The sequence below is a fragment of the Massilia forsythiae genome, from assembly GCF_012849555.1.
Lineage (GTDB): Bacteria > Pseudomonadota > Gammaproteobacteria > Burkholderiales > Burkholderiaceae_D > Telluria > Telluria forsythiae.
Genome location: NZ_CP051685.1, coordinates 253148 through 267670, shown reverse-complemented (window position 1 = coordinate 267670; position 14523 = coordinate 253148). Strand labels below are relative to the sequence as shown.

The 14523-nt window shown below is 68.6% G+C and carries 14 protein-coding genes; 8 read left to right on the top strand and 6 right to left on the bottom strand.

Features of this window, described 5'->3' with window-relative positions:
• Nucleotides 1–30: 30 nt before the first annotated feature.
• Nucleotides 31–978 carry a ribosome biogenesis GTPase YlqF gene (ylqF, locus tag HH212_RS01190; RefSeq protein WP_169433720.1) on the top strand — a complete coding sequence of 316 codons (948 nt, stop codon included), beginning with the start codon at nucleotides 31–33 and terminating at the stop codon, nucleotides 976–978.
• Nucleotides 979–1123: 145 nt separating this feature from the next.
• Here the strand turns inward: ylqF and HH212_RS01185 are convergent, their stop codons facing one another.
• The 3 genes from HH212_RS01185 to HH212_RS01175 all read right to left on the bottom strand — a co-directional run bounded on the left by HH212_RS01185 (nucleotide 1124) and on the right by HH212_RS01175 (nucleotide 5383).
• Nucleotides 1124–1945 (bottom strand): DODA-type extradiol aromatic ring-opening family dioxygenase, encoded by an 822-nt coding sequence (locus HH212_RS01185; RefSeq protein ID WP_169433719.1) that lies wholly within the window; start codon nucleotides 1943–1945, stop codon nucleotides 1124–1126.
• A gap of 152 nt (nucleotides 1946–2097) precedes the next feature.
• Nucleotides 2098–3027: a hypothetical protein gene (locus HH212_RS01180; protein ID WP_169433718.1), complete on the bottom strand. Its 930-nt coding sequence runs from the start codon at nucleotides 3025–3027 to the stop codon at nucleotides 2098–2100.
• 4 nt (nucleotides 3028–3031) lie between these two features.
• On the bottom strand, nucleotides 3032–5383 hold the full coding sequence (locus HH212_RS01175; protein WP_169433717.1) for a M1 family metallopeptidase: 2352 nt from the start codon (nucleotides 5381–5383) through the stop codon (nucleotides 3032–3034).
• Between the two features lie 169 nt (nucleotides 5384–5552).
• On the opposite strand from HH212_RS01175, the gene HH212_RS01170 reads away from it, so the two are divergent.
• The 5 genes from HH212_RS01170 (at nucleotide 5553) to HH212_RS01150 (ending at nucleotide 9983) form a co-directional block, all read left to right on the top strand.
• Entirely contained in the window at nucleotides 5553–7535 is a 1983-nt protein-coding gene (locus HH212_RS01170; protein WP_169433716.1) for a TonB-dependent receptor, read from the top strand.
• Nucleotides 7536–7725: 190 nt separating this feature from the next.
• Complete coding sequence (locus HH212_RS01165; RefSeq protein WP_169433715.1) at nucleotides 7726–8388, top strand: thiol:disulfide interchange protein DsbA/DsbL; 663 nt, start codon at nucleotides 7726–7728, stop codon at nucleotides 8386–8388.
• 46 nt (nucleotides 8389–8434) lie between these two features.
• Nucleotides 8435–8782, top strand: a complete 348-nt coding sequence (locus HH212_RS01160; protein ID WP_169433714.1) for a hypothetical protein — start codon at nucleotides 8435–8437, stop codon at nucleotides 8780–8782.
• An 82-nt stretch (nucleotides 8783–8864) separates the two neighbouring features.
• Nucleotides 8865–9527 (top strand): thiol:disulfide interchange protein DsbA/DsbL, encoded by a 663-nt coding sequence (locus HH212_RS01155; protein ID WP_169433713.1) that lies wholly within the window; start codon nucleotides 8865–8867, stop codon nucleotides 9525–9527.
• 36 nt (nucleotides 9528–9563) lie between these two features.
• The gene (locus HH212_RS01150; RefSeq protein ID WP_169433712.1) at nucleotides 9564–9983 is read left to right on the top strand and encodes a GFA family protein; all 420 of its coding nucleotides are present in this window, start codon (nucleotides 9564–9566) and stop codon (nucleotides 9981–9983) included.
• Nucleotides 9984–10025: 42 nt separating this feature from the next.
• On the opposite strand, the gene HH212_RS01145 is transcribed toward HH212_RS01150, so the two are convergent.
• Nucleotides 10026–11396: an ATP-binding protein gene (locus tag HH212_RS01145; protein ID WP_169433711.1), complete on the bottom strand. Its 1371-nt coding sequence runs from the start codon at nucleotides 11394–11396 to the stop codon at nucleotides 10026–10028.
• 313 nt (nucleotides 11397–11709) lie between these two features.
• On the opposite strand from HH212_RS01145, the gene HH212_RS01140 reads away from it, so the two are divergent.
• Both HH212_RS01140 and HH212_RS01135 read left to right on the top strand, forming a co-directional pair.
• A complete protein-coding gene (locus HH212_RS01140; RefSeq protein WP_169433710.1) occupies nucleotides 11710–12567 on the top strand; it encodes a MipA/OmpV family protein in 858 nt (285 codons plus the stop codon).
• A gap of 2 nt (nucleotides 12568–12569) precedes the next feature.
• Nucleotides 12570–13346, top strand: a complete 777-nt coding sequence (locus tag HH212_RS01135) for a hypothetical protein (protein WP_169433709.1) — start codon at nucleotides 12570–12572, stop codon at nucleotides 13344–13346.
• A 57-nt stretch (nucleotides 13347–13403) separates the two neighbouring features.
• Here HH212_RS01135 and HH212_RS01130 read toward each other — a convergent pair whose 3' ends face one another.
• Together HH212_RS01130 and HH212_RS01125 are read right to left on the bottom strand one after the other, a co-directional pair.
• Complete coding sequence (locus tag HH212_RS01130) at nucleotides 13404–14087, bottom strand: response regulator (RefSeq protein WP_169433708.1); 684 nt, start codon at nucleotides 14085–14087, stop codon at nucleotides 13404–13406.
• A gap of 118 nt (nucleotides 14088–14205) precedes the next feature.
• Nucleotides 14206–14502, bottom strand: a complete 297-nt coding sequence (locus HH212_RS01125) for a hypothetical protein (protein WP_169433707.1) — start codon at nucleotides 14500–14502, stop codon at nucleotides 14206–14208.
• Between the last annotated feature and the right edge of the window lie 21 nt (nucleotides 14503–14523).

The following is a 14523-nucleotide window of genomic DNA, read 5'->3' as shown; positions in this document are numbered from 1 at the left end:
GCGGTTTGAACGCAGAAATTTGAGAAAAGCATGTCGATACAATGGTTCCCGGGCCACATGGCCGCGGCCCGCAAGCAGGCCGCGGAGCAGATGGAAAACACCGATGTGGTGATCGAGGTCCTGGACGCGCGCCTGCCGCAGGCGAGCAGCAACCCGATGGTCGAGGAACTGCGCAAGTTCCGCCAGCGCCCCTGCCTGAAGGTGCTGAACAAGACCGACCTGGCCGATCCCGCCGTCACCGCGGCCTGGGCCGCCTGGTACGACGCCCAGGACGGCGTCACCGCCTACCCGATGACGACCAAGAAGCCGTCCGACGTGGCGCGCCTGCCCGACCTGTGCAAGCAGCTGGCGCCGCACCGCGGCGTGCCGACCAAGCCGCTGCGCATCATGATCATGGGCATCCCGAACGTCGGCAAGTCGACCTTGATGAACGCGCTGCTGAAGAAGCGCGTGGCCAAGGTCGGCGACGAGCCGGCCGTCACCAAGGCCCAGCAAAAGCTGTACCTCGATAAATTCACCGTGCTGGTCGACACCCCCGGCATGCTGTGGCCGAAGATCGCCATGGAAAGCGACGGCCTGATGCTGGCCGCCAGCCACGCGGTCGGCACCAACGCCGTGATCGAGGAAGAAGTGGCGGAATACCTGGGCACGCTGCTGCTGCAGCGCTACCCGCAGCTGCTGGCCGCGCGCTATGGCCTCAAACCCGAAGGCATGGACGGCGTCGGCGTGATCGAAGGCGTGGCGGCGCGGCGCGGTTTCCGCGTGCGCGGCGGCGAGTTCGACTACGAAAAGGCGGCCCACGTGCTGCTGCAGGATTACCGCCAGGGCGCGCTCGGCCGCATCAGCCTGGAATCGCCGCAGACCCGCGCCGCGGCGCTGGAAGCGCACCGCATCGACATGGAAGAAAAGGCGCGCATCGCGGCCGAAAAGGCGGCACTGAAGGCGGAAGAGGCGGCGCGCGGCAAGCGCGGGAGCTGATACACGCAAGGCACCCGGGACGTAAAATCCCGTGTCTGCAGCGGCGTGCCGGTTCGACGCCGGCTCCGGGCGCCATATATCATGCCACGCGTCCAGCCAGCGTCTGCACAGACGATCCAACCGCCTTGCCGCAATCCAAACGACCTTACGCCTCGCCCGGCGCCGCGCCGAAACGGAAGCTCGACACCGCTAGGCTGCCGAAGAACTCCTCCTCGTGGTACACGCAGGCAGCGGTCTCATCGGCCGCCGCGCCCAATGCCACCCACAGCGGCACCAGGTGATCCTCGCGCGGATGCGCCTGGCGCGCACCCGGCGCCGCGCGCCAGTGCAGCATGGCGTCGCGGCGCTGGTCCGGCGGCAGCGCCAGCAGCGTGTGGCGCAGCCAGCCGTCGAAGTCGTGCGAGGCTTGCGCGCCGCCAGGGCCGAACAGGCGCAGGTTGTGGAAGGACAGGCCGCTGCCGATGATCAGCACGCCCTCGTCGCGCAGCGGCGCCAGCGCGCGGCCGGCATCCAGGTGCAGGGCCGGATCGTAGCCGTGGCGGATCGACAGCTGCACCACCGGCATGTCGGCTTGCGGGTAGACCGGGGCGAGCATCGAAAAGGTGCCGTGGTCGAAGCCGCGTTCGGGGTCCAGTCCGGCCGGATGGCCGGCCGCCTCGAGCAGCCCGGCCACGCGCGCCGCCAGCTGCGGCGCGCCCGGCGCCGGATAGCGGATCTGGTAGGTGTGCGGCGGAAAGCCGCCGTAGTCGTAGATCATGCCGGGCGCGGCGCCGGACGACAGCGTGAAGCGCTCGGTTTCCCAGTGGCTGCTCACCACCAGCACCGCCCGCGGGCGCACGCCGACCTGGCGCCGCATGTCGACCAGAGATGCTTCCAGGCGGTCGTAGGCGGGACCGTACTGGTTCTTCATCCACGGCCACGGCCCGCCGCCGTGGGAGACGAAATAGGTGGGCAGGCGATCGGTCATGGCGGCTCCTTGCGATGGCTGGACAAGCGGTCATATTAGCTGATCCGTGCCGGTGCGTAGGGTGGGGGCCATACCATCGATCTGCATCGCCGCGGCGGCGCTGCCGTCCACGCGTCCAGCCGGCGCAGGTACCGGCGCGCCCAGCCGCCGTCTCAGCGCCCCGCGTGATCGCGCGCCAGCGCCATCAGCGCGAACAGGCGCGCGCCGCGCATCCAGCCCAGGGCCAGCACCGCCAGCTGCGCCAGCAAAAAGGCGGCGACGGTGCCACCCGCGCCCAGCGCCGGCACTTGTATCCGCCACAGCGCCACCAGCGCCGCCAGCGCCAGGCCGGCCACGGTGATCACCAGGTAGGAGCCGAGCACCGCCAGCGGGCGCCGCACCAGCAGCTTGACGCCGCCCCACCATGCCAGGAATGCAGAACGCCGCCGCGGCTCCGCGCCCAGCAGTGCGCGGCCGGCGTCGATGCTGGCGTGCACCAGCACCAGGAGCAGGGCCGTCAGCGCCAGCGCCAGGCGCGACGCCTGCTGCGCGTCGGTTTCCAGGATCGCGTTGCCGGCCACTTTGGCGGCGTGGCCGAAGGCGGCGCCGGACGCGGCGCCCGCCAGCGCCAGCGGGATCGCCGCCCACACCAGCATACGGAACATGCGTCCGTATTCGGCGGCGCCGGCCGCCAGCAGCGGGATGAAGCGCAAGCGCTGCGGCGCGCGCGCGGCGGCCACGCTCATGCCCGACAGCAGGGGCGACAGCAGCAGGGTCAGCGCCAGGGCCACGATGGCGCCGGCACCGAGGATCTGGCGCTCCCGGGCGACGCCGGCCAGGTCGGCGATGGCGAGCATGTCCAGGCGCTCGGCCAGGCGCGCCGCGTGCACCGAGTAGTCGAGGTTGGCCGACAGGATCTGCCACACCGGCAGCGTCGCCACGACGGCCGGCAGCAGCAGCAACAGCGTCCACCACAGCAGCAGGCGCCATTGCAGCGCGCCGCCGGCCGCGTGCAGGGCCGTCCTGAAGCCGAAAGGACGGCGCGGGGCGCTGTGCTGCGGCGCCAGGGAAGGGGTTTCCAGGGTCGATGGGGTCGTCATCATGGGCTCACACGTTCGCGATCAGGGACAGCAGGTATTGCACGACGGCGGCGAATTCCAGGCTCCAGCGGCGCGTGGCGCTGCCGTCGGGTTCGATGGTGCGGCTGTCGTCCAGCTTGCTGACGTCGAGGTAATGGCGCTGCTGCGGGTCGAGTTCGGCCGACACCGCCTTGGCCGGCCGGGTCCAGCCGAAGGTGCGCCAGCGTTCGTTGCCGTCCCACTGCACGGTGTCGCTGCTGCCGTCGGCGAACCTGACGATCAGGGTCTGCGGCACCGGCGCGCCCTGGCGGCGCAGCGTCACCTCGGTGCGCCACGGGTAGGGTCCCAGGCCCGGCTTGGCGTTCGGATGCGCCTTCTTCCATTGTTCGCGCGCGGTGTCGATGCGCTTGTCGAGATCGGCCTGCTTGTCCTCGACCCAGGCACTGCCCTGCAGGCGCGTGCCCGGCTGCGGCACTTGCTCGCGGCTGGTGAACGAGCCGATGCGGTCGTCCACGCGCGCCACCGCATAGACCTGCTGCGCGAACACCGCTTCCACGGCGGCGCGCTGGCCGCTGGCCTCGGCCAGCGTTTCGCGCAGGTCGGCGATGCTCGGGTGGCGGAAATGCCAGCGCCGGTAGTATTCCTTGAACGCGCGCTCCAGCGCCACCTTGCCGATGTGCGCTTCCAGGTCGTGCATCAGGGTGCTGGTGCGCACGTACACCGGTCCGATGCCCTGCAGCCGGTCCCAGGCATTCTGGCCGGGCGCGTCGGCCGGCTCGGTGCGCGGCGCCGCGATGCGGTCGGCCTGGAAGGGATCGAAGCCGGGTGCGAAGCCGAGCCGTTTCGTCAGCGGCGTGCCCATGAAGACCTTCTGGCTGCGCGCGCGCAGCATGCGGTCGTCCCAGTACTGGTTCAAGCCTTCGTCCAGCATCGGTTCCTCGAACTCGTTCGAGGCCAGCAGGCCATAGAAGTAGCCGTGGCCGAATTCGTGGATGGTGACGAAGTCGAGCAGGTACTCGTTGAGCGTGCCCGGTTCGACCCTGGCATAGCCTTCGGCGGTGAAGAAGGTCGGGTATTCCATGCCGCCGGCTTCTTCGGCGTTATGGGGCGGGATCACCACCGTCAGCGTCTTATACGGGTACGGGCCGAGCGTGTTCGAGAAATAGGTGAGCGCATCCCTGGCCGCCTTCAGCGCCGGCGCCGCGCTGGCCGCGTATTCCGGCGGGTACAGCACGGTCACCGTCACTTGCGGGCTGCCGGGGCCGGTCCAGGCGCCGGTCAGCGGTTTCGCCGTGCGCTTGTCGGCGGTCCAGGCGAAGTCGTGCACGTCGCCCTGCACGAAGCGGTGCGTCAGCAGCTTGCCCTTGGCCAGCGGGGCGCCCTGGCGCTCGCCGGTGGCGCCGACCGTGTAGTCCTTCGGCGCGGTAATCTTCACGTCGTAGCTGCCGAAGTCGGCGTAGAACTCGGACTCCAGGTGGAACTCGTGCGCGTTCCAACGCGGCGCCGTGGCCCCGCGCTCGCCCGGCAGTTCCAGCACGCCGATCTTGGGGAACCACTGTCCGGCCAGGTGGAACGTGCCGAAATAGCCGGTGCGCGCCATCACCCGCGGCAGCTTGGCGAGGAAGTCGATGTCGACCGTGGTGGCCGCGCCCGGCGCCACCGCGGCCGGCAAATCGAAGCGCACCACGGTGTGGTCGGTGACCGGGCCGCCGTCCGGATGGACGAAGGTCCAGGGCACTTTGGCGCCGCCCTGGGTCACGCCGCGCAGCGCGATGTGGCCCCATTCGCCTTCCTTGATGTCGACGCCGGAGCGGAAACCCTTGTCGCGCTGGCGCTTCTCGGTGAAGAAGGTGCTGCCCGCGCCCTCGAAGGCGTTCATGTACAGGTGCAGGTAGACGCTTTTCACCGGCACCGTGCTGCGGTTGCGCCAGGTGAGCCGTTCGCGTCCGTCGATCGTGTGCTTGTCCGGGTCGAGCGTGGCGTCGATGTCGTAGTGGACCACGCGGTCGGACAGCGTGGCTTCGCGGCCGGTGCGCGGGCCGCCCCATGCGTCCGGACTGCTCGGCACGCTCACCGCGGCGGCGTGCGGGCCGGCCAGGGCGATGCCGTCGGCGGAGGCGGCGCCCGGCGTCGGCGTGGACGCGGGCGTCGGCGCGGATGCCGCGGCGCCGGCCGGTGCGCCGCGGAGGGCGGATGCGACCCCGGCCGCGGCGCGCTCGGGCACCGACGCGGCCGGCTTGGGACTGTCGGCGTGTACCGCCGCCGGCTGCGTGACCGGCGCGCCCTTCGGTTGGGCCAGGAGGGCGGCGCCGGCCGCCGTCCCCGCTGCCAGCACGGCGAGCGCCGCGCCGCTTTTCACTAGGGTGGAACTGAGTCGCATGCCAGGGCTCCCAGGGTTGGATGGCTTGTCTTTGTGTTCACACTATATGCGAGAATGCCACGCCGGCATGGGGCTTTTGCGATGGACGGCAGGGAAAGCGGGATGGATTGTCGGGAAACCGGCTTGGCAAAGCTATAATGCGCGTTTTCCCCGCAACAAAACCATCTCCATGAATCCTGCCGTCTTCGACAGCGGCGCGCCGGCCGTCAAGCCGCTCGCGCTGGCCTGCGCCATTGCCGTTTCCACGTTGATCAGCGCCGCGTGCGCGCCCGCCGCCGCCCAGGAAGCGCCCTCGACCATCGTGGTCACCGGCGCACGCTTCCCCAGCGCGGACGGCCTGCAGCCGATCGGCGCCACCGTCATCAGCCAGGACGACATCCGCCGCGCCGGCGTCAACGACGTCAACAGCGCGATCCGCAAGATCGGCGGCGTGTTCGGCCGCCAGAGCCTGGATTCCTCGCCCGACTTCGCGCTCGACCTGCGCGGCTTCGGCACCAACAGCGCCCAGAACCTGGTGATCATGGTCGACGGCGTGCGCCTGAACGAGAACGAGCTGGCCAATTCGGTGCTGTCGACCATCCCGATCGACACCGTCGAGCGCATCGAGATCACGCGCGGCGGCAGCAGTGTGCTGTACGGCGAAGGCGCCACCGGCGGCGTGATCCAGGTCTTCACGCGGCGCGCACGGGACGAGGGCATGCACGGCTCGGTGTTCGCCGAGGCCGGGTGCTTCCGCCAGCACGACGTGCGCGTGGCCTTGAGCCAGGTGACCGGCGACATCAGCGCCGACCTGGCGGTGGCGCGCCAGGGCAGCGACAACTACCGCGAGAATGCCGACTTCGACCAGCGCAACTTCAGCCTCGGGCTGCAGACGCGCTACATCGGTGGCCGCGCCGGCATCCGCGTCGAAAGCGCGCAGCAGCAGTCGCGCTTTCCGGGTTCCTTGAGCCTGGAACAGTTCGAGGCGAATCCGCGCCAGAGCCTGACGCAGAAGGACTTCGGGTCGCTCAACACCACGCGCACCAGCGCCTTCGCCGAGTACCGCCTGGGGGCGGTCGACCTGGCGGCCGAACTGTCGCACCGCGAGCGCAACGTGCGTTCGAATTACCTGTCGGGCGATTTTTCCTCCGTCGGCGCCTACGACGGCCGCCAGGACCAATTCTCGCCGCGCGCGCGCTGGCTGGGCGAGGCCGGCGGCATGCTGAACGAAGCCGTGGCCGGCGTCGACCTCACGCGCTGGGTGCGCAAGACCACTTCCGACTATTCGCGCGCCGATGCGCGCCAGAAGTCGAAGGCGCTGTACCTGCGCGACGAACTGCGCTTCGATAGCGCCCACGACGCCCGCCTGGCGCTGGGCGCACGGCGCGAACTGTTCGACAAGGACACCAGCGACGCGCTCGCCGGCAGCCTGCCGGAAAGCCGCGCGCAGGCGCAGAACGCCTGGGACGCGCAGCTCAGCGTCAAGCCCATGCCGCTGCTGACCGTGTACGGCAAGGCGGGGCAGAGCTACCGCGTGGCCAACGTCGACGAGAACGGCTACCGCGCCAGCGCCGACATCCTCAAGCCGCAGACCTCGCACGACCTGGAACTGGGCGCCAGCTTCGGCGACGCCGTCCGCAAGGTCACGGCGCGCGTTTTCCGCCACAAGCTGCGCGACGAGATCTTCTTCGATCCGACGCTGGCGCCGTTCGGCTTCAACACCAACCTCGACCCGACCCGGCGTCAGGGCGTCGAGATCGACGCCGACAGCGTCGTCACCGGTGCCTGGCACGCCAGCGCCCACGTCCAGCACGTCAACGCTTCGTTCACCGACGGTCCCGACGCCGGGCGCGAACTGGTGCTGGTGCCGAAGAACGTGGTCACCGCGCGCCTGGCATGGCAGCCTGGCAACGGCCAGTCCGCCGACGTCGGCGCCCAGTGGGTCGACCGCCAGCGCTACGGCAGCGACTTCAGCAACACCTGCGACGCCCGCATGCCGTCCTACGTCACCTTCGACGGACGCTACGCCGTGAAAGCCGGCCCGTGGGAAATCGCGCTCAGCGGTCTCAACCTGGCCGACCGCCGCTATTTCAGCAACGCCTTCGGCTGCCGCTACGGCATCTACCCCAGCGACGGCCGCCAGCTGAAACTCTCCGCCCGCTACGACTTTTGACTTGTCTTAAACCGGGGTCAGAGCCCGATTTTTGGAAATTGCCCAAAATCGGGCTCTGACCCCGGTTTGTGCTTTCGCAAGCTTGTTACGAGCGGTAAGCAAATGCAAAAAATAAGCCAGGGCTAAGGCTGGGGCGCCAAAAAGTGGTAATCTCGCGGTCGTTCGCTAAACCAACCCTGGAAGGATATCTATGCGCTCCCTGCGTTTTGCCCTGCTCGCCGCCAGCCTTGTCGTCAGCACCGCGTTCGCTTCGCCGACCGACCCGAAGAGCGGCGTCGAATATGTGACGCTCGCCCAGCCGCAGCCGGTCCAGACCGTGGGCAAGAAGGTCGAGGTGGTCGAGTTCTTCATGTATCACTGCCCGCACTGCAACGCGCTGGAACCGGCCTTCGAGCAGTGGGTCAAAAAGCAGGGCGACAAGATCACCCTGCGCCGCGTGCACCTGCCGTTCACCGGCGCCAGCGACCCGGAAGCCCACCTGTACCTGACGCTGGAAGCGATGGGCCGCCTGGGCGACATGCATGCCAAGGTGTTCAAGGCCGTGCACGTCGACCGCGTGCGCCTGAACCAGGACCAGGCGATCATCGACTGGGTGTCGAAGAACGGCGTCGACCGCGCCAAGTTCCTGGAAACCTGGAACTCCTTCGGCGTGATGACCAAGCTGCGCCGCCTGCCGCAGATCGTCAACGACTACAAGGTCGATGGCGTGCCGACCGTGGTCGTCGACGGCAAGTACCAGACCTCGCCGGCGATCGTCTACAATTCGGTCAAGACCCAGGATGAAGGCCAGCTGTTCCAGGCCACCCTGCAGGTGATGGACGCGCTGGTCGCCAAGGCGGCGCAGTCGAAATAAGTCGACGTGAGCCGTAGTGAAATGAGCCGAATCAAGTGAGCATTGGATGAGCGACGCCGAAGGCAAGATCCTGAGAATCTACGACAAGTCCAAGCCGGAAGACGAGGACTTGTACGATACCAGCAACGTCAACCACCTGGCCTGGAGCCTGGTGGCCTTGCTGGCGGGTCTTGTCGTCTGGCTCTGCATCGCGCTGGTGAACGCCGAAAACCAGCGCTATGCCCTGATCAGCAACAAGTGCGCCGACGTGGTCTTCAAGACCGGCGTCGACCGCCAGTGCCTGCTCACCGTGCACTCGCGCGACCACTGGTGGGAAAACCTGTGGTACGGCATCACCCACGTGCAGCCGGAAGACCCGAACCACAAGAGCCGCTACGCGCGCAAGCCATCTTAAGTTTTCCTTAAGTTTATTCAACACCAATATTCTTTTTGGCAATGCTAATCTTTGGGTTCTTTCTCGAACCCAAGGATGGTCCATGCGTTTCTTCGATCTCGCCGCCGCCGGCATGTTCCTGCTGGCATCCACCGCCTTCGCATCGCCCGCCAACCCGCAGAACGGCGTCGACTACGTCACCCTGTCGCAAGCGCAACCGGTGCAAACGACGGGCAAGAAAGTCGAAGTCATCGAATTCTTCATGTACCACTGCCCGGTGTGCAATGCCATCGAGCCGATGCTGGAAGACTGGATCCGCAAGCAGGGCGACCGCATCGCCGTGCGGCGCGTGCACTTTCCCTCCACCGGCCCGGCCGATCCGGAAGCGCACCTGTACCTGACGCTGGAAGCGCTGGGCAAGGTCGACGAGATGCACGCCAAGGTGTTCAAGGCGGTGCACGTCGAGCGCATCCGTCTCAACAAGGACGACGCCATCATCGACTGGGTGGCGAAGAACGGCATCGACCGCGCCACCTTCGTGAACGCCTGGAACTCCTTCGGCGTGACCACGCGCCTGCGCCAGCTGGGCAAGGTGACCGCCAGCTACGGCGTCGACAGCGCGCCGGCGCTGGTGGTGGACGGCCGCTACCTGACCTCGCCCTCGACGGTCAATGTGGGGCTGAAAACCAACAATCGCGACGAGCTGTTCAGGGCGACGCTGCAAGTGGCGGATGGGCTGGTTGCCAAGGTCGCCCAGGCGAAATAAGCTGTCGGCAGCCGACACGACACCGGAGAACGAAAGATGAAGCTGCCTTATTCGGGCGGATGCGCATGCGGCGCGATCCGCTACACGGGCGAACGCGAGCCGATCGCCATGCTCAACTGCCATTGCATCGATTGCCAGCGCTCGAGCGGCGCACCGTTCGCATCGGGCATCGTCGCCAAGACCGAGGACCTCCGGGTCAGCGGCACGCCCAAGGCCTATGCCGTGCGCGCCAGCAGCGGCGGCCTCGCCACCCGCAGTTTTTGCGCCGAATGCGGCACGCCCCTGTTCACCAGCAGCGAGGCGCATCCGGACATCACCTCGATCCGCTTTCCTTCGCTGGACGACACGTCGGCATTCAAGCCGATGCTCGACATCTACGCCGCCAGCGCACAGCAATGGGTGTGCCTCGACCAGGCGATCCCGCATTTCCCGCAGTCGCCCGAGCCGCCGAAATGATGCGCCGCACGGGCCGGCGCGCCGGACGGCGCCACCGTGCCTTCAGGCCGCCTGGCCGGGCAGGTTGACCACGAAACGCGCCCCGCCCAGCGCGCTGCGTTCCACCCGCAGGCTGCCGCCGTGCAGCGCCACCGCCTTGCGCGCGATCGACAGGCCCAGGCCGAAGCCGCCGGTGGCGCGGTCGCGGCTGCGGTCCAGGCGGTAGAACGGGTCGAACACGCGCTCGCGTTCTTCCTCCGGGATGCCGGGACCGTCGTCCTCGACCGCGATCTCGATGTCGGGACCAATGCGCCGCGCCGCCAGCAGCACTTCGCCCGCCGCGTACTTCTGGGCATTGCGCAGCAGGTTGCCGAGCGCGCGCGCCAGCAGGCGGCGGTCGGCCTCGACCATGTCCAGCGCCGGATCCAGCACGCAGCGCAGGCGCGCCGGCTGCGGATGCAGGCCGTCGGCACATTCGCGCAGCAGCGGCGCCAGCGCGAACGGCGCGCGCTGCAGCGCTTCGTTGCTGTCCAGCTTGCTCATCGACAGCAATTCATTCACCAGCGCATTCAGTTCGGCCAGGTCGCCTTCCATCGCCGCCACGCGTTTCAGCAGCGCCGCCGCGCCCGCGGCCCTGGCGCTGGCTGCAACATCGCCGGCCGGCGCCGCGTCCCGGGCCAGGTCGGCGGCGCGTTCGCTCAACAATTCCAGCGCGAATTCCAGGCGCGCGATCGGCGTGCGCAACTCGTGCGACACCGAATGCAGCAGGTTGCGCTGCGTATCCAATAAATCCTGGATGCGCCCGGCCATCGCGTTCATGCGCTCGGCCAGCGGATACACCGCGTCCGACGGCGCCATGCGCGCCCGCGCCGCCAGCTTGCCGGCGCCGAACTCGTCGGCCACGCGCGACAGCGACTGCAGCGCCTGCCAGTGCGAGCGCGACCACAGCGCGATCGGCACCAGCAGCGCCAGCGCCACGATCACGTAGCGCAGCACTTCCATCGCCAGCGCACGGCCCAGGTCGATCGGCAGGTTCCAGGCGTGGATGGCATCGTCCTCGCTGCCGACGTAGCGCTCGCCGCCCAGGTCGACGCGCCGGAAAAAGGCCTTGTGCGCCGGGTCCAGCACCACCTCGCCGCGCAGCAGCGCCGCCTGCGCCGCGCGCGGCAGGGCGGCGCGCGCCTGCGCCAGCGGCACCAGGTCGAAATGCGCCTCCGACACCTCGCGCACCTTGTTCAGGCGCGCCAGCCACTCGTCGGCGGGCGCGTGGTCGACGTATTGTTCCAGCAGGAAGATCTGGGCCGAGGCCTGGCGCCGCGCGATGTCGTCGAGTGGATCGCCGAACAGGCGCGCGAACACGAAGTAGATGGCGAAGGTCGCCGCCGTGATCGACAGCATCACCAGCACGAAAAAGCGGAAGAACAGGCGGTTCACGTTGCCGCCCGGCCGCGCGATGGATGGGAAATCGTGGTGCGCATTCCCGGATTGTATAGGAGCAAGCATCCGCGCCGGACGGCGGCCCGGCGCCATTTACACATTGACGACAATTGGCCGACAGACCTCGGATGAATCCCGAGCGCGGCCCCGGTACGATGCTGAACGATCAGGTTTCCGTTTGCCCACCTGAAGCGCGACTGACGGTGGGCTTTTTTTATGCGAACGCCGCTGTTGCGTAACGCGCGGCCGGCTAGGGGAGGAGGGTGGAAGCACGTAGAATGTTGTCTTCCCGAATTCTTCCACCTCGAACATGAAGAAGCTCCTCCTGATCGCGCTGAGCGCCGGCTGCGGCGCCGCCTGGGCCCAGACCCCGGCCGCCAACCCGATGCCCGACGGCAGCCGCGACATGTATGCCGGCCTCGGCGTGCAATCGGCACCGCGCTACGCGGGTGCGAGCGGGCGCCGGCTGGCGGCCTTGCCGGTGCTGCAGGTCGAGTGGAGCAACGGCGTGTTCGTCTCCGGCATGAGCGCCGGCATCCACCTGTCGTCCGCGCCGACCGTCGAATTCGGCCCGCTGCTGACCGTGCTGCCCGGCCGCGACGAAGCCGGCAGCGGACGCGGCATGGACGGCGTCGGCATCACCGAGGCCTTCAACGCGGCCTCGGAGCCGGTCGAAAAGAACCTGCTGGCTTCCCGTGCGCGCCTGGATGGGCTCGACCATATCGGCTTGCGCGTGCAGGCCGGCGGCTTCGCCAACCTCTACCTGACGCCGCGCTGGCGCCTGGGCGCCAGCCTGCTGGGCGGCTCCGGGCGCGAGCGCGACGGCGCGCGCCTGGAACTGGGCGTGCAGCGCCTGGCGGCGCCGTTCGGCGAGCGCCACCGCGTGTCGCTGGCGGCCGGCATCACCGTGGTCAACCGCCACGACAACCAGAGCTATTTCGGCGTCTCGCGCGAAGAAGCCGCGCGCAGCCGCTTCGCCGCCTACGACGCCGGCGGCGGCCTGCGCGACGCGCACCTGGGCGCGCGCTGGAACTGGACCTTGCATCCTTCGTGGATGCTGACGTCCAACCTGCAGGTGCAGCGCCTGCTGGGCAGCGCCAACCGCAGCCCGCTCGCCGAGCGGTCCACCAACCTGACGGTTTCGACCGCCATCGCCTACCGCTTCTGACGATGCCTCTCGCCCGGACCATCACCGCCTCCCTCGCCGCGCTGCTGGCCGCCTGCACGGCGTGCGCCGCGACCGCGGCCGTGCCCGCGGGTGCGCCGGCGGGTGTGGCGGCGGGCATCCCGGATGCGGCGGCGGGCGAGGGCAGCGCGCTGAGCTACCGGGATGCCTATCGCGCCATGGTGGTGTTCGACAAATACGGCGGCCCCAAGCACCTGCTGCAACAGCAGTTGCAGGTGCTGCCGGCGGAGCCGGGCGCCGCGGCCGGCGCGCCCGGCAATGCGGGCGAAGGGCTGCAACTGACGCTGGCCGGCAAGACCACGCGCCTGCACCTGCCGCTCGATCCGCTGGGCCGCACCGTGTTCCCGTTGCAAAAGGCGGCCTACGACGAAAACGCGGCACTGGCATTGAACCGCAACGGCGCGTTCACGCTGCGTCCGCGCGTGACGATCGCATTGCGGGCCGACGGCATCTACGACAGCGCCGACCTGCGCAGCGCCTGCGCCCAGGCGCTGGATTTCGCACGCTACGTCGACGCCTCGCAGCGCGGCCGCCAGTGCGGCGCGGTGCGCTTCGTGTTCGCCAGGAATGGCAGCGGCGGCGTGCGCCTGCGCCGCGAGGGCGCGGCCGAGCAAGCCCTGCCGGCGCTGCCGGGCGCCGCCTTCGCGGGCGAGCCTGACGCCGGTTTTCCCACCGTGACCTGGCGCTTCGGCGCCGTTGCCGAACGCGCGCAGCTGGTCACCACCACGGCGCCGCTGGCGATCGTGCCGGTGTTCGATTAGGGAACAGGGAATGGCGGGCGCGGCGCGGACGCCGGCCGGGGGCGATGCGAACGAAGGTCAGTTCCAGGCCGACGGCGAGAACAGGTAGCCTTCGCCCCACACCGTCTTGATCTTTTCCGACAGCGTGTCGTCGAACTTGCGGCGCAGCTTGGAGATGCTGTTGTCGATGCTGCGGTCGAGCCCGTCGAACTCGATGCCGCGCATCTTCTTCAACAGCTCGTCGCGCGACAGCACCCGGCCGGCCGCCTCGGCCAGCACCAGCAGCAGCTTGTATTCGGTATTGCTGAGCACGCATTGCTGGCCGCGCCAGGTGACGCTGCGGTCGTCCAGCATGATGCGCAGCGCGCCGAACTCGAGCGAGCGCAGCTCGGCGGCATTCGACTGGGTGCGGCGCAGCAGGGCGCGCAGGCGCGCCAGCAGCACGCGCGGCTGCACCGGCTTGTTGACGAAGTCGTCCGCGCCTTGTTCCAGGCCCGAGACTTCGTCGTAGGTATCCTCGCGCGCGGTGAGGATCAAGATCGGTACCGGCGACACCTCACGGATCTGGCGGCACACCACCATGCCGTCCAGGCCGGGCAGCATCAGGTCGAGCACCACGATATCGGGCGGCGCCGCCTTGAACTGCGCCAGCGCGAGGTCGCCGCGGGTCACCAGGTCGACCGCGAACTCATAGCCGGACAGGTATTCCGTGACCAGTTCCGCCAGGCGCGGATCGTCTTCCACCAACAGTACGCGATACATGATGTGTCCCCCCCCACCTGTCATTGTATAAGAGCAAGTATCGGAACGGCCGGTTTGCCGGCGCATGCCGACAAACCGATACAGTTTCATGACAAATGGCGTCGAGGCGACATTACCCTCATTTCTGCCAGTGGATCGCACCGTGCTGGGCGGCCGCCATGCCTTCGCAGTGCTGCTCGAAACGCAGGTCGATCGCGTTCAACTGGCCCAGCGCATAGCTGACCTTGTCCACCACGAACCAGCCGTTCAGGATATTGCAGCCGCGGCCGTTGCCGGACCAGTCGAGGCCGCCCTTCACCGCGTTATTGAATGGATAGCGCTGCAGATCGCCGTAGTAACCCGGCTGCAATTGAGACAGCGAACGCATGCCGACGAAATCGCCGGTCCAGCCGCCGGTGAACGGCGTACGCGTCACCTTGCTGAAATAGCCGGCTTG